This is a genomic window from Olsenella profusa DSM 13989 (genome assembly GCF_030811115.1).
GTDB classification, from domain to species: Bacteria; Actinomycetota; Coriobacteriia; order Coriobacteriales; family Atopobiaceae; genus Olsenella_F; species Olsenella_F profusa.
Map to the genome: position 1 here is coordinate 721,773 of NZ_JAUSQK010000001.1, position 21,666 is coordinate 743,438.

Here is a 21,666-nt window from a genome sequence, read left to right on the forward strand (position 1 = left end):
ATGGAGCGGGCAACGGGACTCGAACCCGCGAATGATGGCTTGGGAAGCCATTGCCTTACCACTTGGCGATGCCCGCGTGTGTGAGGATTCTATCACAGGCATCGGGACCGCGTTGCCCACGTTTGGGCGCCTTCGAACCGTGTGGGAAACTTCGCCTCCCCTGCCTGCGTCGGTGCGCACGGACGACGAGACGACGCCCCATCCCGCAGACTCGTGCAGGCCCAGGCAAGGGCTGCGCAAGATCGGGCCGCTATGCTCTCCCCAGCTCGGAAGGGAGCACGCCATGAGAGACGAGAGGGGCCCCACGCCCAACGAGGTGTGGGATCGCAGGCCGCAGGCCAACGTGCCTCCCACCACGCGCCTCATGGGCGGGGACATCCCGCACGGTTCATGCCCCAGTGGGATAGGCCATGCCGGCAGACGCGCGCTCGGCCTCTGCGCATGGCCCCCTCCCCACATCCCTATGAGCGACGGATCAGTTCGGCCACCAGCTCGGTGACGTCCACCACCTGCGCCGCATCGACGTTGGCGGCGGTATCGTCGGCGGAATGAGCGTTGGCAGGGGTGCCGGCCTCGCTCATGCCCATGACGGTCATCGCGCGCATGGACGACTGGAGGGCGCTGTACGCGTCCGTCTCAGCCCAGTCATGACGCCTCTTGGCCAGGCTTATGTGCAGGTCGGACGCAATGGTGCTCAGCAGGCGCACCATGCGACGGTCGGCACGACGAGGCACCGACGCGCCTTCGGAGGTGAGCAGCGTCAGGTCGCCGGCACCGATGCATTCCAGGTTGACGATGAAGGCACCGCGCGCCTGCTTGCGGTACTCGGCCAGGAACTCCCTCATGCCGGCATGGTTGAGCTCGGAGGCACCCGTTGCCACAAACCACACGTCATGTGCGATCAGCTCGTCATCACCCATGCCAAGCACGGCCTCGCGCTCGCGTTCCTGATCGGGCTCGTCGGCGGCGTTCCGCTCGACCACACGAAGGTCGGAACGGGTCGTCGCACCACCCTTCCAGTGGCTGGGATGATCGGCGTCGTGACTGGGGCGCGTGTCGTTCCTCAGCTTCCTCTCTCGAGCTCGCGGGGTCGGCTCCGTAGAGTCAAGATCCTCCCCCTCGGCTCCCTCGGACGCCGCAAGCGGATCGCTTGGGGCCTGGGCGGGATCGGGGAGGTCAAAGAGCACGGCACGACGGGCGGTCGAGGAGACCTGGGGCGCATACTCGGCCTTGCCCCAGTTGGGGTCCTCGACGCCCTCGGGGCGCGATGTGCGCTCGGCGGGACCGGACGGTTCGTCGTCCTGAACATGAAGACCACTGGTATCAAGGTCGCCGATGGTGCCAAGGTCCTCGTGCGGAGCGTCCATCGCGGCAGTGTCCGAGACGGAGCCCCCTCCGGAGGGTGCGTCCTCGGACGAGCCCGCACCCTCCCGCTCGGTGGCGTCGTCGGGTGCCCCATCATCCTCCAGCAGCTCGGGCACGGCGATGTCAGCGTCATCAAGAGGTTCGTCGTCCTGGGGCTGACGCCGATCGAGCCCCGCGAAGAACGCGCGGATCCGCTGGCCTATGCTCGGCGCATGCTCCCCCTCGTCCTCAAGCGCCTCATATTCGGGAACAGGGACGCTCTCGAGAAGCTCATGGGTTCTCTCCCGGCGGGCCTGGGCGTGTGCATGTGGCTCCCCGGACAGGCCATCGTCCCCATATCCCTCCTGCACCTCAGGCACATAGGGGCGTCCTTCGCCCGCACGCTCCTCGGCGGCGCGGCGCGTGTACCCGTTGTCCAGGAAGGATGGTGCATAGCCGGTATGGTGCGCCGGCTCCTCGACCCCCACGCCCTCTTCCGGCTGCGGCTCCTCCTGCTCCGGCTCGGGCTCAAGGAAGTCCTTTACGGAGAAGTCAGGAATTTCGGGGATCTCCGGCAATGTCGAAAGATCAAGGTCAGGAACGGGCGGCAGGTCGTAGACGATCTCGCAATCCTTGGGAAGGATGTTGAGGCGCTCGATGAACGCCGCACCACGTCGCACCGACTGGGACGCGGTGAGGTCAAGCTTATGGATGGGGGGGATGGATGGCGCTGAGACCTGCGTGGGCCCACCCTCTGCCGGTGGCTCTGGCTCGGCGGTGCCGATGGGCTCGGACGCGCTCACCATGGGAGCCTCGGAGGACGTGGGCTCTTCGGATTCCGTGGGCTCTTCGTGCTCGGGCACCTCGGGCTCGGCCTGCTCGTCTTCGGGCCCGGGCATCTCCTCGGGCGCAGCGGCCTCCTCGGGCGCTGGTGCTGTCTCGTCCATGGTCTCCGCGACCGCAGGCTCGATCTCCTCAAGAGGCGTCAGGATGGCAGGCGCCCCCTCGCCCTTCGTCGCGTCATCCGGCTTGGACGCGTCGGGAGCCTCGTCATCGATCCCCTCATGGGTCGTTGCCTCGCGAATGCGCCTAAGCATGCCCGTCGCACCCTCGCGCACCTTTCCAAACATGGTGGGTAGGCCTTCCGCGCCCTCGTGCGACACCTTGCGCCCATCCACCCAGTCGGCATCAATCTGGATGGTGCCGGGCGAGTAGACGTGAGTCGCATCCCCCTCCGTCTCGGTGCCTGCTTCAGGTGGGGCGGCGTTCCCATCCTCGGTCGAGGAAGCTTGGCCCTCCTCGCCCCCCGTATCATCCCGCACAGTGGGTGAGGCAATGGCCGCATGGGGATGTGCCTGCGCCCATCGTTGTGTCTCGTCGGTGCCGGGGCGAATCTTGTCCAGGACCCCGAGCATGGCAGCAACGGCGGCCTTGTTGTCGTTGGCACCCTCCGTACAGGGCGCAAAGCGCTCGTACACGTCATTGACGCCAATGGCCAGAAGCGGCAGGGACGCCACGATGCCAATGATCCAGAACACGTGGCGCGCCGGTGCGGGAAGGAAGCCCATCACCTGGAAGAGACAGCACGTCGCAACCATGAACACGCACCAGAAGGCAGAGCGCTTGAGCGCGGGCAGATAGCGGACGAGCGTCCGCCGCCACAGCAGGCCCTCGTTGGGTGTGTCGTAGTGGGCGACGATCACGATCGGTCGGTTGCCCTTGACCACCAGGGGTCCCGAGGCGCGATGCACACCGATGACGTTCTGGCTGCGTGCCTTGGGTCCCAGATTGGCTAGGATGTCATAGCCACCAAAGCGCAGGGCAAGCAGGACGATGCCCACGAGCACGATGACCCTGCCGATGGCGCCCGCGGCCGAGCCCAGCACGCCACCGAGGACGATGCCCACGAACAGCAGGAGATAGACGATGCTGTGCGCAAGGTCCCCCGCCACGGGCATGTCAAATTCCTGAAGCGTGGTGTCAAGTCCGTGCTCGTCCATCAGCTCCTTCACCAGGTGGGCGGCGTCAAGCTCCTCCTGGCTGTTGGCAGGTGCGATGTCAACCTGGTCATTGAGGTAGTTGAGATAGTTGCGCGTCGATGCCATGCTCTTTGTTCCTTTGCCCTAGACTGCAGGTTGGTAGAGCGGTCTGACCGTGAATTATACGTCTATCGCAACAACTTTGCCGCGCGGCCACTATCCTTACGTCCTAAGCGGACGCGAGACCCCGCGCGAGGCATGGTCGGGCGCGATAGTGACCTCGCACGCCATTGGAAGAGCTTGGGGGCGCATATGACAGCATCTGGTGACGCAGGCACCTCCAAGACGTACCTCACGGCCCAACGGCTCGCAGGTCTCGTGCTGGGGTTCTCCAACAGCAGGACTCCCCTCTCCTCCACAATGCTGCACGAAGCCTACTATCCGGACACGCGGTCGAAGAGCTTTCAGAGGGCCTTTGAGCGAGACCGCCAGAGGCTTGAGACGATGGGCTTCGTTGTGTGCGAGGTGGGCAGGAATGCGAACGGCGTGTCCCTTTGGCAGGTCGACCGCAGCCAAAGCCTGGTGGAGGGGGTCGCCCTCTCCGAACGGGACGCGCTCGTCGTGGACGTGGTGTGCCGTTCTCTCGCAAGCGATGAAGAGTTTCCCTATGCGACCGAGCTTGGGAGTGCGCTGCGCAAGATCGATCGCTACTTTGCCGAGGATGCCGTGGCATATCCCGCCGTTCGCGTACACAACGAGACGGCACGGACGCTGGTCTCCTGCCTCTCGAGACGTCAGACGGTGCGTGCGGTCTACACGGACGCCGGGGGGATGACCACTACGCGCGACCTCGAGCTGTTGGGAAGCTTCACCCTGCGCGACCATGCCTATTTCGTGGCCCGCACACGGCAGCGGCCCAACCACAGACCCCGTACCTATCGCCTCGACCGCTTCACGCAGGTACAGGGAATCGGAAGTCCGGCGGCATACGACATTCCCATGGACTTTGACGCACGGGACTGGTGCCTGCTGCCCTTCCAGCTGGGTGCCACCTGTGCGGAGGCAACGTTCCGACTTCCCGAGGCCCCCGATCCCAGCCTCGCCGCGCGACTCTCGTCCAAAGGGACGTTCCTTTCGGACGGCAGGTGGCAGACGAACGTGGCAGACATCCAGTGTGCGGCGCGGTGGGCCATCGCCACCGGTCTCGTGCCCACGGCGCCACAGGGGCTTGTGACCGCGTATGACCATGTGCTCGAGGAGGCGTCCCGTGTGCGCCCATAGACGGGGCAGGAGAAGGGGGACGGACGTCACCGCCGAACTGCTCGCCCTTCTCTCGGCACTCGATGGGAAGGGGAGCGTCATCGATGCGGAGGGCATCGTGAGGCGCCTGGGCTGCACGCGCGAGCATGCCCGGGAGCTGCTCGAGAGTCTTCTTGCCCTGAGGGATTCGGACGGGATCGGGCTTCCCCTGCTGGTGGATGACCAGGAGGGAAGGGCCGACTCCTTGGACATGGCCTTTGGTGGTGGCGTACGGGGATATGCGCTCACGCTGACCCCCCTGGAGACACAGGCGATCATCGCCGCGCTGAGGACGATGGGCGTTGGGGAGGAGGGCCTCCTTGCCCGTCTTGAGCGGGCAAGGAGGCCCTCGCAGACGTCCACGCACGAGCTCCTTGCGCTGCTCGGTAGGGAGCTCGCCTCATCCAGCACCCTTGCCATCTGTGCCGAGGCAATCGCCGAGATGCGCGAGCTCTCGTTTGCCTACCACAAGCCCCAAGGGGAGCCTGAGCTTCGACACGTGTGGCCCGAGGAGCTTCGCCCGCAGGACGGCCTTTGGTACCTTGACGCCTATGACATCGACCGTGCCGGGACACGCATGTTCCGCCTCGACCGCATGAGCGAGGCACAGGTAGGGAGGCACATCTACAGATCGGCCCCCGAAGGCGACGACGTCACCACATCGATGACGGTCACGCTGCATTTTGCCCCCGGCGCACCACTGCGGGAGCTCGATTGGCCTCGGCTCGAGATTCGTGCCGTAGAGGAAGCCTCGGGCGTCGTGACGGCAACCATACCCTACTTTGGGGGCGATTGGCTCGTGAGGCACCTTGCCGCCTGCGGCGACACCGTGACCATCGATGACCAGCAGCTTGCTCGGCGGGTACGGGCCTATGCCGCGACGCGGAGGCAGGCTATGGGCCGCTAGGCCATCAGCGTTGTCAACGTTCGCGCGAGGAGCGCCACAGCCTGATGAGGCGGCCCACGTTGTCACACTCCACCTGCATTGCATCGGGATTGGGAAGCGAGCTTGTGAACTGCCTGCCATAGCGCTTGCTCACCAGACGGGAGTCCGCCAGCACGAGGACGCCTGTGTCGGTGGCGCTTCGTATGAGGCGGCCTGACGCCTGCTTGACGGAGATGACGGCCTCGGGCAGCGAATGGCGCCACCATGAGCGATCCTCGCGCAGCTCGCGCTCCCTCACCAGCGGATCCTGGGGACTGGCAAACGGCAGCTTGGGAATGACGACGCAACGCAGCGTGTCTCCCCCGGCATCAAACCCCTCCCAGAACGAGCGCAGGGCAAAGAGCGAGGTCGACGTGTGAGCCATGAACTGCTCCCGCAGGCGGCGTGGGGATGCGCCTCGGTTCTGGCACAGCAGGTCGATGCCCTCCCGCGCAAGGCGCGCCTGAAGCGCGCCGTACAGGCACTCCATGTCCCTACGATTGGTGAAGAGCGTGAGGGTGGAGCCGCCCATCGCAACGTGTACGTCAAAGAGCAGTCCCTCGAGGCGCTCCAGGTAGTGCGCGTCGTTGGGCTGCGGCATGTCACGCGCGATCACCACCGACATGTGGTTCCCGAAGTCAAAGCTCGACCCTAGGCGCACGTCCCCATGCTCGCTCGCAGGAAGCCGGTCGAGTCCCACGGCATGGTCGAAGTGGGCGAAGCTCTCCCCCACCGCCATGGTCGCAGAGGTGAAGACCACGCTTTCCATCTCAGGCAGCCAGCGTTCGGCAAGGTCGGCACCGATGTCAAGCTTCTCCGCAACCAGACGCTCGACGCCCACGGCGCGCCTCGCACGGCTCAGCTCGGCAGAGTACACGTAGCTCTCGTCCGTACCCTCCATGATGAGACGCATGGTATCCAGCAGCTCCGTCGAGAAGCGTCCTGCCTCGCCGAGGTCGGTCGCAAGCTTGGCCGAGCTGCCCCCAATGGCCTCCTGCGCCTCGCCAATGTCCTTCGCGAGCTCACAGAGCCGCTGTTCGGCGGCCTTGAACGCCTCGTACAGGACCCGCCACTCACCACTCTTGCGAACCGCGCCATCGACCCACAGGGTGAGCGTCTCATAGCCCCCACCCGTGACGAGACCGGAAAGATCATGTAGGTGGAGGAAGAATTCGCCCATGGAGACGGACGCGCGCGCCGCGCAGGAGGAGGTCTTCGTCAGAAGTCGTAGAAGGAGAGCGGAGCCCTCCAACGATGATGCCTCCCCCATAAGCGTGTGGATGATGCCGGCCCTCGTGGTCCCCAGCGTCTCGAAGCCCCTGCGAACCGCCTCCCCCGAAACCTCACGCGCCCACTGGCGGCGGGCCTCCTGCTCGAAGCCGTGGGCCTCGTCCACCACCCAATGGCGTATGGGTGGCAGGATCTTGCCCTCCATGTCCACGTTGCACAGGAGCAGGGCATGGTTCGTCACGACGACATCGCATGCCGCGGCGCGCCGCCGCGCCGCATGCACGAAGCACTCCTTGGGAAAGAAGGGGCACATGGCGCGCAGGCACTCGGTGGCCCTCACCGTGAGCATGGAGCGCGGCACGTTGCGCCAGCGGATCCCCAGGGCATCGAGATCCCCATGGACCATCTGGCAGGCATAGGCATAGCTCACCGCCAACGCCGTGAGCATGTCGGATCGCACGGTCCTCATCGAACGCCCGCCATCGCAGGCGGCCTGCGTGGGAAGGTCCAGGGCAGTCGCGAGCTCCAGCCGGTGCAGGCAGAGATAGTGCTCGTAGCCCTTGAGGCCTGCAAAGCTCACGCCTCCCGGCAGGGCGCGGTCAAGTGCGGGCAGCTCTTGGGTGACAAGCTGGTCCGCCAGGGCGTTCGTCTTCGTCGCGACGCCCACGGTCACGTTGTTGCGCTTGGCAAGCAACGCCTCGGGAAGGAGGTAGGCCATGGACTTGCCAACCCCCGTCCCCGCCTCGATCGCACGATGGGTGGAGGTTCCCAGGGCCCTGGCGACCTCCTGTGCCATGTGGAGCTGGTCGGGGCGCTGCTCGTAGCGTTCATACAGGGAGGAGACCACGCCGCCAGGCTTGAATGCCGTTTCTACCTCCTCCGGGGCCGGAGCCGTGGGCGGCGAGGCGGCGTCGGCGGCGTCGCGCTTGGGCCCACGGCCTCCCGATGCCTCCATCCCAAGCCTGAGGCGCATGTCACGGAGGGAGAAGGGCTCGGTGGAACTCATGTTCGCGATGTGAGAGAACACGGGACGATAGGGCCAGTCGACCTCAGGATGCATGCCCGCCAGAAGGGACAGAAGCCCCGAGGGCAGGTCAGAGAGACCAAGCAGGATGATGCGCCACATGCCACAGAGGGCGTCCACGTCATCCATGGCACGGTGTGTGACACCGTCACAACCAAATGCCGTGGCCATGTCGGAAAGTCGATGCGTCCTCAGGCAGGGCAGCGCAATGCGCGAGAGCGCCAGGGAATCAATCCACAGGTCGCTCACGGAGGAGCCACCGGCGGCCTTCTGGATGAACGTGCGGTCGAACGTGGCGTTGTGCGCGATCACAGGCATGCCGCCCACAAAGTCGGACAGGCCAGCGACCGCCTCGCGCGGTGTGGGAGCATCGGCCACGTCCACGTCACGGATGTTCGTGAGGCGCGCAATCTCCGGGGGTATGGGCTGCCCCGGGTTCACGAAGGTGTGATAGCGCCCCACCACGGCGCGCCCCTCCAGCCGTGCGGCGGCGATCTCGATAAGCTCGCAGTCCCTGAACGAGAGTCCCGTGGTCTCGGTGTCGAGCACGATGACACCGTCCTCCAAGGGTCCAAAGTCCACCACCTCCGCACGCGCGGAAAGGCCGAGATAGGCATTCCTCGTGCTCGCGGGAATGTCGGGAAGGAGAAGGTCCTCTAGCTGCATGCCGTGCTTCGCCCCATGCCTATCGTGGCGTCCGTGCGTCGCACTCGTCCAGCGCGTCCTGGACGAACCGCTTGCAGAGCTCGGGGAAGCCGATGCCCGCGCGGGCCGCCGCGTCCGGCAGGAGGCTCCGCTCCGTCATGCCAGGAACCATGTTCGTCTCGAGCATGACCGGCGTTCCGTCGTCCTTGACGATGAGGTCCGTCCGTGAGACGCCCCGGCAACCGAGCGCCTTGTGGGCGGCGATGCCCATCTCCTCGGCACGACGATAGACGTCCTCGGGCAGGCGCGCGGGAATCACATGATGCAGTGCGCCCGCCTCGTACTTGACCGTGACGTCGTAGAAGTCCGCATCGAAGACGATCTCCACGATGGGCAGGGCATAGGGCTTGGCGGTCCCCACAACGGGCACCGTGATCTCGATGCCCTCGATGCATTCCTCGATGAGCACGTCATCCCCCCCGGCCCCTGCCCTATCCACGGCATCCTGGAGCTGGCGGGCGGCCGTCACGCGACTCACGCCAAAGCTGGAGCCGTTGGAGGCAGGCTTGACGAACATGGGGTAGCCGAGCGTGTCCTCAAGGGTGCTGACGTCCTTCGGGGTAAGCACGGCGTCATGCGCGACCGTCATGCCCCGAGGAAGCGTGATGCCTGCCGCGGAGCACACCGTCTTGGCAACGGACTTGTCGGTCGCCACGGCCGAGGCAAGCACGCCCGAGAACGTGTAGGGAAGGTGCAGTATCTCGAGAAGGCCCTGGATGCAGCCATCCTCCCCATAGTGGCCGTGCATGGCGACGAACGCCACGTCGTAGCCGCCGTTGGCAAGCGTGGTGACAAAGCCGTCATCCGCCACGTTCAGAACCTCCACCTGGGTAAAACCGACCTCATGCAGGGCCCTCTCGACATTTCTGCCCGATTCCATCGAGATGGGGGCCTCATCGGACCAGCCGCCGGCAAGGATGGCGACCTTGTTCTGCGTTAGCTCGGGCTTTGCCATGGTGGCTCCTTATTGCTCAGGTGAGGTACGCTAGACTCTCATCGACGAGCACTCGTCGACTTTGAGGATACTCCACCTCACCGGTGAACAGCGAGCAAGAACTGACGGACATGCAAGACGCCAACAGAGCCTCCCGCGAGCGTACGGACCTCCATGCCCTGACCCATGGCCAGCTCGTGGAGCTCCTCGCAAAACTTGGACAACCAGGCTTTCGGGCCAGGCAGATCGAGGACTGGGTGTGGAACAAGAACGCCTCGTCGCTGGATGACATGACCAATCTTCCCAAGGGACTGAGGGCCGAGCTGGCACGCCGTGTCACCCTTGACTCCGTCACCGAGGTCGCGCGTCAGGTCTCGCAGGACGGTAGCCATAAGTACCTGCTACGCCTTGAGGATGGCACCACCGTGGAGTGCGTGGGCATGCCATCGGCGGGCAAGCTTGCCGTCTGTGCCTCCAGTCAGGCTGGCTGTGGCATGGGGTGCGCCTTCTGTGCGACGGGGACTGCCGGCCTCACCCGCTCCCTCACAGCTGGGGAGATCTACGAGCAGGTCATGCATGTACGCGACGACTTTGGCCGCCGTGTGACGAGCGTGGTGCTCATGGGACAGGGCGAGCCCTTCACCAACTACGATGCAACGCTCGCGGCGCTCAGAAGGCTCAATTCCCCCGATGGCACAGGCATTGGCGCGCGCCACCTGACGGTTTCCACGTGCGGCATCATCCCCATGATCAGGCGCTTTGCCAACGAGCCAGAGCAGTTCACCCTCGCCGTCTCGCTTCACTCCGCCGTGCAGCGCACACGCGACCTGCTCATGCCAGGCGTCAAGAAGTACTCCCTCATGCACCTCTATGACATCATGGGCGAATACGTCGACAAGACGGGGCGGCGACCAACCTACGAGTATGCGCTCATCAAGGGTGTCAACGACACGGAGGATGAGATTGGCGCGCTGTGCGACTTCTGCCGCGGCAATCTCGCACACGTCAACCTCATCAGGCTCAATGACGTCAGGGGCTCGAAGTTCCGACCGTCCTCGGATGCGAAGGCGCAAGAGTTCGTGCGCCGCCTTGTGAGCGTCGGTGTCGAAGCCACCATCCGGGCCTCGCGTGGCTCTGACATAGATGCGGCCTGCGGACAGCTCAGGCAGAACGCTGGTCGCATGTTGAGGTAGTCGCCCATTGCGTCCAGAGAGAGGGGAGGGTGGCGGTGACGAACAAGTGTTCGTCACCGCCACCCTTAGGGTCGCATGCGCTGGCAACTAGAATCCTACACTCTCCCATTCCTGCCTGAGTTCCTCGCGGTTACGGGCGAGCACCTCGTCCTCATCTGCATACGAGCGGCGTATGCCCAGTGCGTCGGACACCCTCCCATAGCCATCCACAACCGTCATGACCGCACTCCTCAGGTTCTCACGGGCATCGTCGGTAAGCAGGAGTCGATAGGCTGCCACTGCCGTCCCCACAAGCACGCCTGTGAGGATAAGTCTCCCTTTACTCCTCATCGGGATCCTCCATCCTCGCCTTAAGGAGTCTGGCAACCAGCTCCGCCAGTTGATCCTCGTCGGAGAATTCGATTTCAATCTTGTTCTTGTTGCGCACGTGCTTTACCCGAACATTCGTATCAAGCGCGAGACGAAGCTGCCGTGCAGCACGTCTGAATGAGCCGGGAGTAGGTTCACGTACGGATTTAGGCGTCTTCGTGCCAGAAAATAGTGGGGCAAGACGTTCTGTCTGTCGGACGGTCAGCCCATCGTGGAGAACCCTCTGGGCAAGTTTCTCTCTCTGCTCGTCACCTGCCACGGCAAGGATCGCACGTGCATGACCGGCAGTAAGGACTCCCTCCGCCATCATATCCTGCACGGTCTGAGGCAGGTCAAGCAGTCTCAGTGTGTTGGCTATGGCCGATCGTGACTTGGAGAGCACATGACCAAGCTGCTCTTGTGTAAATCCATTGTCCCTGATGAGCTTCTCATACCCCTGAGCCTCCTCGATGGGATTCAAATCGGTGCGCTGCAGGTTTTCGATAAGTGCGATCTGGAACACTTCACTGTCGGAGATATCGCGCACTACGGCTGGTATTTCCTTCAATCCAGCCAACTTTGCCGCTTGATAACGGCGCTCGCCCGCAACGATCTCATAGCCCGTTCCAGACTTGCGAAGCAGAATGGGCTGAATGACACCATTCTGTTGGATGGAGTCAGAAAGCTCATGGAGCTTTTCCTCATCAAAGTTCTTGCGCGGCTGGTTCTTGTTGGGTTTGATCTTGTCCAATGCGATGGACGTGTCAGGGGCAACGGCCGCTATCTCGGCGTCCGCCCCTCCCATGAGTGACTCTAACCCCTTGCCGAGTCCCCCTTTTCTAGCCACGGCGCATCACTTCCTTTGCGAGCTTGGAGTATGCAACGGCACCCTTGTTGATACGTGAGTAGAGGTTGATGGGGACGCCGTGTGATGGCGTCTCTGAAAGCTTGACGCTTCGTGGAATGACGGTCTTAAACACCCTGTTCCCAAAGTAGTTTCGTACCTCCTCCACGACTTGCTTTGAGAGTGTCGTTCTGCCGTCATACATCGTCATCAGAACGCCAAACACATCGAGGTCCGGATTGAGGTTGCCACGGACCATCTTCATGGACTCCAGAAGCTTCGTCACACCTTCCAGCGCATAGAACTCACACTGTATCGGAATCAGGAGTGAATCGGATGCCACAAGGGCGTCCACCGTCAAAAGGCCGAGGGATGGCGGACAGTCTATGAAGACGTAATCAAAGTCGTCTCGGATAGGATCCAGTATTCCTTTGAGGATTGTTTCACGTGAAACCTTACTTACAAGCTCGATCTCTGCGCCAGCGAGCTGGATCGTCGCAGGAATCATATACACATAGTTTTGGCATGTCGGAATGATGAGATTCTCGATTTCATAGTCATGGAGGAGGGCATCATAGACATCCGCATCAAGTCCCTCTTTGTCTATTCCGTAACCGCTTGTCGTATTGCCCTGTGGATCAAAGTCGAGAACGAGAACCTTCTTCCTATTCTCACCCAGATATGCCGAGAGGTTCACGGCCGTCGTTGACTTACCGACACCTCCCTTTTGATTGATGATTGAAATGACATGGGCCGGACGATCTGGATAACCCCGTTTTATTTCCTTGTAGTCCACAGATGCCTCCTCGAATTAGAATGATCTACCTATGCATTCGATCAAGCTGCTCCCATCATACAGGAGATGTACCTCATGAGACGACAGGAGGAAGGTATGTGACCGTTCCTATAAGGGCATATGCTTTGCCATGCCAGCCTGTCGTGGAAGCCTTACCGTTGCTGCACCAGTCTTCCTATAGCTCAGAATCTCTCGATGCCCCATGTCCAGAGGTAGTTCGAAGGTTTCACGTGAAACATGATGAAAGCCACAGAGTGGGGCAACTTGCTTGGCATGACGAAGCTCTGTGTCAGGAACGTGTGCCTTCGAGCAGACGAGCAGTCCATCGCGTTTCAGAAGTGGTGAGGCATACTCGAGGAGGACTGAGATCTCTGCGACGGCCCGTGCGGTGACCACATCAAAACACAGAGGATTACTGCGCGCAAGGTCTTCAGCGCGAACAGTCTCGACGCTCACCCTATGTCTGAGTCCCAGCTCCTCTACGAATTCACGTACTGCCCTAGACTTCTTTCCAACGGAATCTATGAGAAGCCCCCGCCAGGCACCCATGACGACCAAGGGTATTCCCGGAAAGCCAGCTCCGGTTCCCACATCGACGAACTGGGCATGGTCGTTGCTGGATATGGTCTGAGGAATACCCTTCATGAAGAGCAGGGAGTCAAGGATGTGCTTTACGATCCCCTCACTGATCGAATCGATCCGCGTGAGGTTGAGAACCCTGTTCTTCTCAATCACAAGGTTTAGGTGTCGGAGCACGAGCTCCGCTTGATCGAGTGACAACGGGACATCATATGAGACGGACATACGCAGAAGTTCCTCGAGACTATTCATCGTCACCTCAGACAGAAATTTATGACTCAACCATTCTTGACAAAAAAGGAGGAGAGACAGCGTCTCTCCTCAGAGTACCAGCAGTTGATCTGATTGGACTAGCTGCGCATATATGTCACAATCACACGGCGCTGCGGTTCTTTGCCCTCAGAGTGCGTGGAGACGTTCCCATCGTCAACGAGAGCAAGGTGAACGATACGGCGCTCATAGGCGTTCATGGGAGCCATGCACACGTCTTGTTGCAGCTTGCAGGCGCGATTGGCGGCGGTCTTGGCCAAGGATACCAGCTTGTCCTTGCGTCTTGTCTTGTATCCTTCGATGTCGACTATGATGGGGTAGTGGAAGTGAAGGCGATTGCTCAGGTAGGAACTCACGATCATCTGCAAGGCATCAAGCGTCCGCCCATGCCGCCCTATGAGTACGGCAAGATCTCCACCGCTGATGTCCAGGATGAGCTCGCCATCGTCTCCGTCATACTCATCGACGGAGACGTTCTCCTCACCAAAGTAGGAGAGCAGCGACCGCAGGTAGCTCACGGCAAGGTCGGCAATGGCATCGACGTCCACGTCCGTCAGACCCTGATCTCCTTCGTACCGTGACTTGATCTCGGCGAAGGAGTCATCGGATGAGGAAGTGACATCATCTTGGACATCCACATCATAAGACTCAGTCTCAGAATCGAACATATGTTCGTTATTCATATGAGCCTCCGTTTACTTGGACTTCTTCTTTGGGCGAGGCTTATGCTCCTTGCGCACGACCTCAACTTGCGCGCCCTGCGCTTCGAGCTTGGCCTCGGTCTCTGCCTTGACCTTGTCCATCACACGCTGGGTGACGACCTTCTGCTGGATGACCTGCCACACGGCAGACGTGTCATAGTACAACAGGACGGCTGCAGGGACGCCCCAGCCGAACCACAGCATCATGACAGCAATGACGATACCCATGAGAAGCGACTGGCTCCGCTGCTCGTTGGGGGTGTTCTTGAGGTTCATCACCATGGGGATGAGCGTCAGCACGCCGAAGGCCACATCAAAGAGGATGTACACCCAGGCGCCCACGAGTCCGACCGAACCGACCATGTCGGACACCGACACTGAGATGGAGGGCATGATCCCCAGGAAGTGGGCGTCGGTGGGAACGTTGCGGGCAACCGTGAACAGCGCGAAGAAGATCGGCATCTGCAAGATGACCGGCAGGCACCCACCAAGAGGATTGAACTTGTTCTCGGAATAGAACTTCTGCATCTCCTCGTTCATGCGCGCCGGGTCATCGGCATACTTGTCCTGAATCTCCTTCATCTTTGGCTGGAAGGCCTGCATGCGAGCGGATGACGCCGTCGAGCGCGTCATGAGCGGCGTCAGAAGCACACGGATGATGAAGGTGAGCACGATGACGGCAAGGCCCCAGTCATTCGTGAAGCCCGCGAGGCCAGCCAGGATGCTGGTGAGCAGATTGACAAACCAATCCCACATGGTTCCTCCGGTTAGGTAGGTGACCTTTGATCATTAGGGTACGGGGTCGTACCCGCCATGATGAAACGGATGGCAGCGCAAGATCCGCTTGAGGGCGAGCCAGCAGCCCATACGCACACCATGGCGCTCAAGCGCCTCGAGCGCATACTCGGAGCAGGTGGGCTCGTAGATACAATGGGATTTGAACAGGGGAGAGATCGTATCCTGATAGAGTCTCACACCCCGTACGAGCGCCGCCTGGACGACACCATCCCTGCTCACGAGCGAACACCAGCCTTCTCGACGAGAGACCGAAGCGCGGACGCAACTTCCTGTGGGGTGCAGTCATGCGTGTCGCGCGTCGCAAAGAGAATGACATCCGCTCCCTTCATGGGAAGGCCACTCTGTCGAGCGGCCTCGCGGAGCACCCTCTTGCACCTGTTCCGGAACACCGCCGTGCCCAGTCTCTTTGGAGCAACAAAGGCGACCTTCCCCCAGTCGCCTTTGTCACCTGAACGCACTGTCATGCGCACGAGTCTATGGCTCATGCGCCGTCCGTTTGAGAAGACCCTCTCAAATTCACTTCTGGATTTGATGGTCCCCGTCATGAGACTAGACGGTCAGCTGCTTGCGGCCCTTGGCGCGACGACGCGAGAGGACGGCGCGGCCGGCCTTGGATGCCATGCGGGCACGGAAGCCATGGGTCTTGGCACGCTTCCTCTTGTTGGGCTGATAGGTACGCTTCATGTGTAACCCCTCCTGGGACGGTGTCATCAAAAATGGTGTCAACAAGCCACAAGATTGTAGAGGCGCCCCGTGGGATGTGTCAACTAAAGGACAGCTAGGTCACACAATTCATCCGTGACCGTCGGCCATCGAGCACAAGGGGCGTGCCATCCTCATTCACCATCCCACCGATGGCATGAATGAATACGGGGATGGCTGCGCCCGGACGACCCGGGTAATGGTAGAATCATTCATCCCATTCCTCGAATCGGCATGGAGTTATGAACGATGTTTCACCAGTGTTGAAAACATTCATCCATATCTATTCGTGAACGAATGTTTTCATCAATGATGAAAGAGTGGCGAGGGGATGCTTCGGCGTGACAAGAGACTTCTATCCATTCGTAGAGGAGCATCCGGCCTCTCCCGCCACCCCCGACCCTCCCTCGCTTCATGTTGACTACCCAGCTCGTGTGGCTGTGTATGATGATGCCGCGACCGCGCCACGCGTGGTGATCATCGGGCCAAAGGGCGTTCGCGACTATCTCGAGGAGATAACGGCAACCGTCTCGCGCCTTGCCAAGGAACAGGGGGGCAGCATCCCCTTCATGGTCATCCGCGAGGTCGTCGAGAACTTCATTCACTCATACTTCCAACAGCCGACCATCAGCATCCTCGAGGATGGCAACACCATTCGCTTCAGCGACCAGGGACCAGGGATCCAAGAGAAGGAGCGGGCGCTCGAATATGGGACGACCTCCGCCACAGAGGAGATGAGGCAGTACATCCGCGGCGTGGGGTCGGGCCTGCCCTATGTCCATCAGTACATGCAGGACAAGGGCGGCTCGCTCACGATCGAGGACAACATAGCCGGCGGAGCAGTGGTGACAATCTGCGCGAAGGCCCCAACCGTATCAGGAGGTGGGAGGGCGCAGGCCCTTGGCCAGCCGCCCATCCGGACCGCACAGCAGGCTGCGACCACGGGACAGCAGGTCGCCTGGCAGCCACGGGCACAGGATGCGGCGACTGCCCGGCAGGCACAGCCACGACCCCTCTTCCCGGCTCCCGCACCGATCGAGCTGAGCGCCCGCGGCCGCACGATCCTCAGCTGGCTGACCACGCATGAGAGCGTTGGTCCCACGGACCTCGCGAGAACCTATGCGGGATCACAGCCAACCTGGTCGCGGGAGCTCCAGCGCCTGGAGGAGATGGGGCTCGTCGCCAAGCGCGCGGGCCAGCAGAAGCGCTTCCTCACCGCCTCGGGACGGGCCATCCTCAACCTCCCCTAGGCCGCCACACGACAAGCCAAGGGCACAAACTCAGGACGCCGCAACCCTCGATCGAGTTTTCATCATATACTGGTGCCCCAGTTTTCAACATGTGTGAGACGGGCGTCACGCAACGGGGCGGGCAGATAGGGAGTACATGGCCAAGGAAGACGGACAACTGCTCTGGGCGGATGCCCTCACCCTCATCGAGGCAACGAACATGCAGCCAGCGACCATTGCGATGCTCAAGAGCTGCGAGGTGGAGGACTTCAGTGGTGACACCCTCACCATCTCCACGGGGCTCGGGTTCGCGCGCATGCGCATCCAACGCGAGAGCGACACGATCGAGCGCCTGCTCGAAGAGGCGGCGTTCCAACCCGTCCACCTTGTCGTGGAGCTGACGGCGCGCGCACGGGAGCCCAAGGCAAGCATCTCGAACGAGATAACCCAGGCCGAGGCACAGCACCTCCAGACATCAGCTGTCACCGCCACATCCGGCGCCGCCGCAGCGACGCCCATGGCACCCAACCTCTCCACGCTGCTCGATGACCCCGCCGCCGTACGCGAGAGCAAGCTCACGTTCGAGCGCTTTGTGGCCGGAGAGGAGAACATGCTTGCCTTCGAGGCGGCAAAGCAGGTGGCCAACGGTGAGAACAAGGGGTACAACCCCCTCTTCATCTTCGGTAAGAGCGGCCTCGGCAAGACGCACCTCCTGAGGGCCATCCAAAACTACATCGTCCTCAACGACTCGAGCAGGGCCTGCTCCTACCGCACCGCCGCGGAGTTCGTGGAGGACTACCGCATAGCCTGGAACGACAAGGAGACCTCGGCCCGAAGCGCGCTCTCCACCAACTACCAGAGCGTGGACGTGCTCATCATCGATGACGTGCAAAACATGAGTACCGCGGCGGGATCGATTCGCTTCTTCTTCGAGACGTTCAACGCCCTCATGGCACGTGGCAAGCAGATCGTCCTCGCCGCCGACCGTTCGCCCCTCCAGCTTGGGATGGGGGAGAGCAAGTTCGACGAGCGCGAGACGAGCCGCATGGACTCAGGGGTGACCGTAAGCATCCAGGTACCCGACTATGAGCTCAAACTCAACCTCATCAACACCTTCTATGAGCGCATGAGGCAGGATGCCGAGTGCGAGCATATCGGGGGCATGTCCGGAACCATCTCCAAGGAGATGCGACGGCTCATGGCCGAGCGCGCGGGAACCAACATCCGCACCATGGAGGGGTTCGTGCAGACCTGCATCATCAATGCCACGCGCCTGGGCGAGAAGGGGCAGGACCTTGGCAGGGATGACATCATAAGAATCGCCGCCGCAAAATGGCCCAGTGCCCAGCGCACCATCTCCATCGAGCAGATCCAGAAGGCAGTGGAGAGCTACTATGATGTGTCCCACGATGACCTCGTTGGCGCCAAGCGCAACAAGGAGGTTGTCGAGCCGCGACACGTATGCATCTGGCTCGTGCGCGAGCTGACGGACAACACCCTCGCCGACATCGGCAAGCGCTTTGGCGGAAGGAGCCACGCCACCGTGAAGCACAGCATCAAGTGGGTCGAGACGACGCGCAAGGAGGACCGGATCTTCCTCGATCACCTCGAGAGCATCAAGGACAGCATCATCGCCAAGAGCTAAATGGAGACAAGTTGGTGCAGTCCGTGTCGAAACGCGTTCATAACCGGCCTCTCGATGTAGAAGGAGTTTTCGACACGGGAGGCCGTGTTGGCTATGGTGAGGGGACGATGAACGACGAGAGGGGAATAACGCAGCGCTGACCAGCACATCCCCTCGGTTATTCACATTTCGACAGACCTTATTAGTACTACTATCCTTATATATAGATAGCTACTATTAGATATGGGATCACGATGGAAGGCACCTCATGAAGTTCTCCGTCAGTCAGTCGTCACTCGAGCAGGCCCTCTCCATCGTCGGCAAGGGCATGGCGTCGAACTCGACGCTCCCCATCCTCTCTGGCATCTACCTCAAGGTACGGCAGGGTACCCTCACCCTCGAGGCGACCGACCTCACCATCTCCATCCGTCACGAGACACCGGCAAACGTGGAGGAGGAGGGAGAGGTGGTCGTTTCGGGCAAGATCCTCGCCAACATCGTCAAGACGCTCTCCAACGCGGCCGTCACGTTCAGAGATGAGGGGAGCCTGCTGACCATCACCTGCGAGAAGTCGACCTTCCGTCTCAACACCCTCGAGTCCTCGGATTTCCCGGAGTTTCCCCAGTATTCGCTCGAGCGCTCCATCGAGCTGCCAAGCGATCTGCTTACCAGGATGGTCGATAAGGTCTATCGGGTCACGTCGAGGGACAGCTCGCGACCGGTGCTGGGGGGCGTGCTCCTCTCCGTCGTGGACAACACCATCCGTCTGGTGGCTACCGATTCCTACCGCCTGGCCATCTGTGACTCCAACACCGAGACGAGCACCTCAGAGGAGGAGTTCGTCACTCTCGTGGCCGGCACCACCCTGCATGAGGTGCTCACGATGCCCTCCCTGGAGGGGCGCATCCTCATTGGGACGACACAGAGCCAGGTCGTGTTCTCGTTTGGCACCACGACCTATGTGGCACGCAGGATCGAGGGCACCTTCCCCAACTACAAGCAGCTCCTTCCCTCCTCATGCAACACGTCGGTGACCATTGACGTGGAGGGGTTCTCCGCCGCGCTCAAGCGCGTGTCCGTCATCGCGCTGGCAAACCCATCCGTCCGCTTTGACATCGATGCCGATGGTAAGGTCATGAAGCTCTCGGCCTCCTCGCCCGACCAGGGTGAGTCGACCGAGCTTTTGCCCGTGGAGGTGACCGGAGAGAGCGTTGCCATCGCCCTCAACTACCACTATGTCTTTGACTGCGTCAATGCGGCATCCAATGAGAGGCAGATCACGCTTGAGCTTCAGAGCACCATGCAACCAGGCATCTTCAAATCGTACGGGAGGATCAACTACCTGTATCTGCTCATGCCCGTGAGGATGTAGCCTTGGGTCTTGCTGCCTCCACATTGACCCTTGATGATTGGAGGAACTTCGGGCACCTGGAGCTCGCTGTCTCCCCAGGCATGACCATCCTCCATGGCCAGAATGCCGTAGGCAAGACCAATGTCGTCGAGGCGCTGCAGCTGCTTACGGCAGGCAGCTCGTTCAGAAGGCCACATGCCGCGGAGTTTGTTCGCGAGGGGGCCACGTCCGCCCGAGCGGCCCTGGCTCTTACGGGAGATGGCCGTGTGGTGGACATGGCGGTGTGCGTGGCGGACGGAAGGAGGCGCTTCGCGCGCAACGGCAAGAAGTGCGCCGCCGCCGACGTCCCCCAGACGCTTATGAGTGTGCTGTTCAACCCTGACGACCTCTCGTTCGTCAAGCGCGGTGCCGCCTGGCGCAGAGACGAGCTGGATGGCTTTGGCCGCCAGGCCAACCGTGGGTATGGTCGCCTGTCGGTCGCCTACCAGCGCGCCATCGAGCAGCGCAACCATCTCCTCAAGGAGGATCGTCCGGACCTCTCCATGCTCGCCGCCTGGGACGCATCCGTGGCCGCTGGCGGTGCGGCGCTCCTGTCAGCCCGTCTGCGGCTGTTCTGCCGTCTGAGGGGCCACCTCGTCGCCGCCTATGGCGAGATTGCCCCGGGCGAGCGACTGACGTGCACCTATAGGTCCTCGCTTGGTGCCGAGGAGGAGCTGGTGGGACTGTCGAGGGATACCCTCGCCGAAAGGCTGGCAGATGCGCTTGAGAGGACGCGTCCAGAATCGCTTCGGCGCCAGCAGACGACGGTCGGCCCCCAGCGTGACGAGCTGGCCTTCCGCATCGACGACCGCGACGTGCGATCCTTTGGAAGCCAGGGGCAACAGCGCTCCATCGTCCTCGCCTGGAAGATGGCGGAGGTCCGCCTGGCCCACGAGATCGTGGGCCAGGCGCCGCTCCTGCTGCTTGATGATGTCATGAGCGAGTTGGATGCCCGACGCAGGGAGACCATGACGCGCTTCGTACAGGGTGGTGTGCAGACGGTGGTGACCACCACCAATCTGGGATACTTTCCACAGGAGCTCCTCACCAAGGCAAGGGTGGTGCATGTTGGCCTATCGCTCTGATACGGATGATACGGAAGAGGCTCTGCGCGAGGTGCTACAGGAGGAGATGCCGTCGCATTCCGTGGAGACCCCTGCGACGCTCATGCAGGGACTGATCTCCCATGACATGTGGTCGAAGATGGGGGAGGCCCAGCGGGCAGGCTGGGCATGGAATGTTGCGAACGGCGAGGTCGAGCGCACACATACCACGGGCGTATACGTGCGCCACGCCGCCAACGCCACACATGACCTCATCCTCGGGGTGTACGTGGACACCCATGCCCGCCTGAGCGACTTTAGTGCCAACCGGGAGGTCTATCGCATACGCCTGCACGAAGTCGGATTCGATGTGACGGCCATCGAGTTCAAGCTCAACAGACGGCCCTTCCGTCCCCGCAGCCATAGGCGCGAGGACACGGACGGCACGCGCGACGTAAGGAGGGTGGCCCTCTCGCCAGAGGATGAGGAGCGCGTCGAACAGGAGGTGTCGGTGCTCCCTCCCAGGCTGAGAGATGCTGCCCGACGTGCCATGACGGCAAGCCTCCAACGGGATGGCTTATAGGCTGGCCGCTCCGATGGGCAGCCTCCGGCCGCGTTCCGGGGGCATCCGTGTCGTGGCATACGCATGCAGGGGACCGGGTCGCCACCCCGATCGCCAGCCTGCCCCACTGGGTGTCGCGGGGGCTGG

General features: G+C 61.9%; 20 protein-coding genes and 1 tRNA gene. 8 read left to right on the forward strand and 13 right to left on the reverse strand.

Features of this window, described 5'->3' with window-relative positions; genetic code table 11:
- Position 1: 1 nt before the first annotated feature.
- Both J2S71_RS03280 and J2S71_RS03285 read right to left on the reverse strand, forming a co-directional pair.
- Positions 2-76 (reverse strand) — tRNA-Gly (locus tag J2S71_RS03280).
- Between the two features lie 385 nt (positions 77-461).
- Entirely contained in the window at positions 462-3,449 is a 2,988-nt protein-coding gene (locus J2S71_RS03285) for a M28 family peptidase (protein ID WP_307388743.1), read from the reverse strand.
- 186 nt (positions 3,450-3,635) lie between these two features.
- On the opposite strand from J2S71_RS03285, the gene J2S71_RS03290 reads away from it, so the two are divergent.
- Together J2S71_RS03290 and J2S71_RS03295 are read left to right on the forward strand one after the other, a co-directional pair.
- On the forward strand, positions 3,636-4,604 hold the full coding sequence (locus J2S71_RS03290) for a helix-turn-helix transcriptional regulator (protein ID WP_307388744.1): 969 nt from the start codon (positions 3,636-3,638) through the stop codon (positions 4,602-4,604).
- Positions 4,591-5,529, forward strand: a complete 939-nt coding sequence (locus tag J2S71_RS03295; protein WP_307388745.1) for a helix-turn-helix transcriptional regulator — start codon at positions 4,591-4,593, stop codon at positions 5,527-5,529. Before J2S71_RS03290 ends, J2S71_RS03295 begins: the two co-directional genes overlap by 14 nt.
- A gap of 13 nt (positions 5,530-5,542) precedes the next feature.
- Here J2S71_RS03295 and J2S71_RS03300 read toward each other — a convergent pair whose 3' ends face one another.
- Together J2S71_RS03300 and J2S71_RS03305 are read right to left on the reverse strand one after the other, a co-directional pair.
- Positions 5,543-8,467 (reverse strand): helicase C-terminal domain-containing protein, encoded by a 2,925-nt coding sequence (locus tag J2S71_RS03300; RefSeq protein WP_307388746.1) that lies wholly within the window; start codon positions 8,465-8,467, stop codon positions 5,543-5,545.
- Positions 8,468-8,486: 19 nt separating this feature from the next.
- Positions 8,487-9,461: a D-alanine--D-alanine ligase family protein gene (locus J2S71_RS03305; protein ID WP_021727393.1), complete on the reverse strand. Its 975-nt coding sequence runs from the start codon at positions 9,459-9,461 to the stop codon at positions 8,487-8,489.
- Positions 9,462-9,571: 110 nt separating this feature from the next.
- On the opposite strand from J2S71_RS03305, the gene rlmN reads away from it, so the two are divergent.
- Entirely contained in the window at positions 9,572-10,633 is a 1,062-nt protein-coding gene (gene rlmN, locus J2S71_RS03310; RefSeq protein WP_307388747.1) for a dual-specificity RNA methyltransferase RlmN, read from the forward strand.
- Positions 10,634-10,720: 87 nt separating this feature from the next.
- Here the strand turns inward: rlmN and J2S71_RS03315 are convergent, their stop codons facing one another.
- The 9 genes from J2S71_RS03315 to rpmH all read right to left on the reverse strand — a co-directional run bounded on the left by J2S71_RS03315 (position 10,721) and on the right by rpmH (position 15,653).
- Entirely contained in the window at positions 10,721-10,963 is a 243-nt protein-coding gene (locus tag J2S71_RS03315; RefSeq protein WP_021727405.1) for a hypothetical protein, read from the reverse strand.
- Entirely contained in the window at positions 10,953-11,828 is an 876-nt protein-coding gene (locus J2S71_RS03320) for a ParB/RepB/Spo0J family partition protein (protein WP_307388748.1), read from the reverse strand. Before J2S71_RS03320 ends, J2S71_RS03315 begins: the two co-directional genes overlap by 11 nt.
- Positions 11,821-12,621 carry a ParA family protein gene (locus J2S71_RS03325; protein ID WP_307388749.1) on the reverse strand — a complete coding sequence of 267 codons (801 nt, stop codon included), beginning with the start codon at positions 12,619-12,621 and terminating at the stop codon, positions 11,821-11,823. The genes J2S71_RS03320 and J2S71_RS03325 overlap by 8 nt, the downstream gene beginning before the upstream one ends.
- 108 nt (positions 12,622-12,729) lie before the next feature.
- Positions 12,730-13,452 carry a 16S rRNA (guanine(527)-N(7))-methyltransferase RsmG gene (gene rsmG / locus J2S71_RS03330; RefSeq protein WP_307388750.1) on the reverse strand — a complete coding sequence of 241 codons (723 nt, stop codon included), beginning with the start codon at positions 13,450-13,452 and terminating at the stop codon, positions 12,730-12,732.
- Between the two features lie 98 nt (positions 13,453-13,550).
- Positions 13,551-14,138 (reverse strand): Jag family protein, encoded by a 588-nt coding sequence (locus J2S71_RS03335; protein WP_051333022.1) that lies wholly within the window; start codon positions 14,136-14,138, stop codon positions 13,551-13,553.
- 27 nt (positions 14,139-14,165) lie between these two features.
- Entirely contained in the window at positions 14,166-14,927 is a 762-nt protein-coding gene (locus J2S71_RS03340; protein WP_307388753.1) for a YidC/Oxa1 family membrane protein insertase, read from the reverse strand.
- 33 nt (positions 14,928-14,960) lie between these two features.
- A complete protein-coding gene (gene yidD, locus J2S71_RS03345; protein WP_021727362.1) occupies positions 14,961-15,188 on the reverse strand; it encodes a membrane protein insertion efficiency factor YidD in 228 nt (75 codons plus the stop codon).
- A complete protein-coding gene (rnpA, locus tag J2S71_RS03350) occupies positions 15,185-15,514 on the reverse strand; it encodes a ribonuclease P protein component (RefSeq protein ID WP_040652580.1) in 330 nt (109 codons plus the stop codon). Before rnpA ends, yidD begins: the two co-directional genes overlap by 4 nt.
- 4 nt (positions 15,515-15,518) lie before the next feature.
- Positions 15,519-15,653: a 50S ribosomal protein L34 gene (rpmH, locus tag J2S71_RS03355; RefSeq protein WP_021727380.1), complete on the reverse strand. Its 135-nt coding sequence runs from the start codon at positions 15,651-15,653 to the stop codon at positions 15,519-15,521.
- Between the two features lie 452 nt (positions 15,654-16,105).
- Between rpmH and J2S71_RS03360 the strand changes: the two genes are divergently transcribed.
- The 5 genes from J2S71_RS03360 (at position 16,106) to J2S71_RS03380 (ending at position 21,540) form a co-directional block, all read left to right on the forward strand.
- Positions 16,106-16,921 (forward strand): ATP-binding protein, encoded by an 816-nt coding sequence (locus J2S71_RS03360; protein ID WP_307388756.1) that lies wholly within the window; start codon positions 16,106-16,108, stop codon positions 16,919-16,921.
- A 136-nt stretch (positions 16,922-17,057) separates the two neighbouring features.
- The gene (locus J2S71_RS03365; RefSeq protein ID WP_021727363.1) at positions 17,058-18,545 is read left to right on the forward strand and encodes a DnaA ATPase domain-containing protein; all 1,488 of its coding nucleotides are present in this window, start codon (positions 17,058-17,060) and stop codon (positions 18,543-18,545) included.
- Positions 18,546-18,792: 247 nt separating this feature from the next.
- The gene (gene dnaN, locus J2S71_RS03370; protein ID WP_021727374.1) at positions 18,793-19,896 is read left to right on the forward strand and encodes a DNA polymerase III subunit beta; all 1,104 of its coding nucleotides are present in this window, start codon (positions 18,793-18,795) and stop codon (positions 19,894-19,896) included.
- A gap of 23 nt (positions 19,897-19,919) precedes the next feature.
- On the forward strand, positions 19,920-20,999 hold the full coding sequence (gene recF / locus J2S71_RS03375) for a DNA replication/repair protein RecF (RefSeq protein ID WP_307392409.1): 1,080 nt from the start codon (positions 19,920-19,922) through the stop codon (positions 20,997-20,999).
- On the forward strand, positions 20,980-21,540 hold the full coding sequence (locus J2S71_RS03380) for a hypothetical protein (RefSeq protein WP_307388759.1): 561 nt from the start codon (positions 20,980-20,982) through the stop codon (positions 21,538-21,540). Before recF ends, J2S71_RS03380 begins: the two co-directional genes overlap by 20 nt.
- The last annotated feature ends 126 nt before the right edge of the window (positions 21,541-21,666 follow it).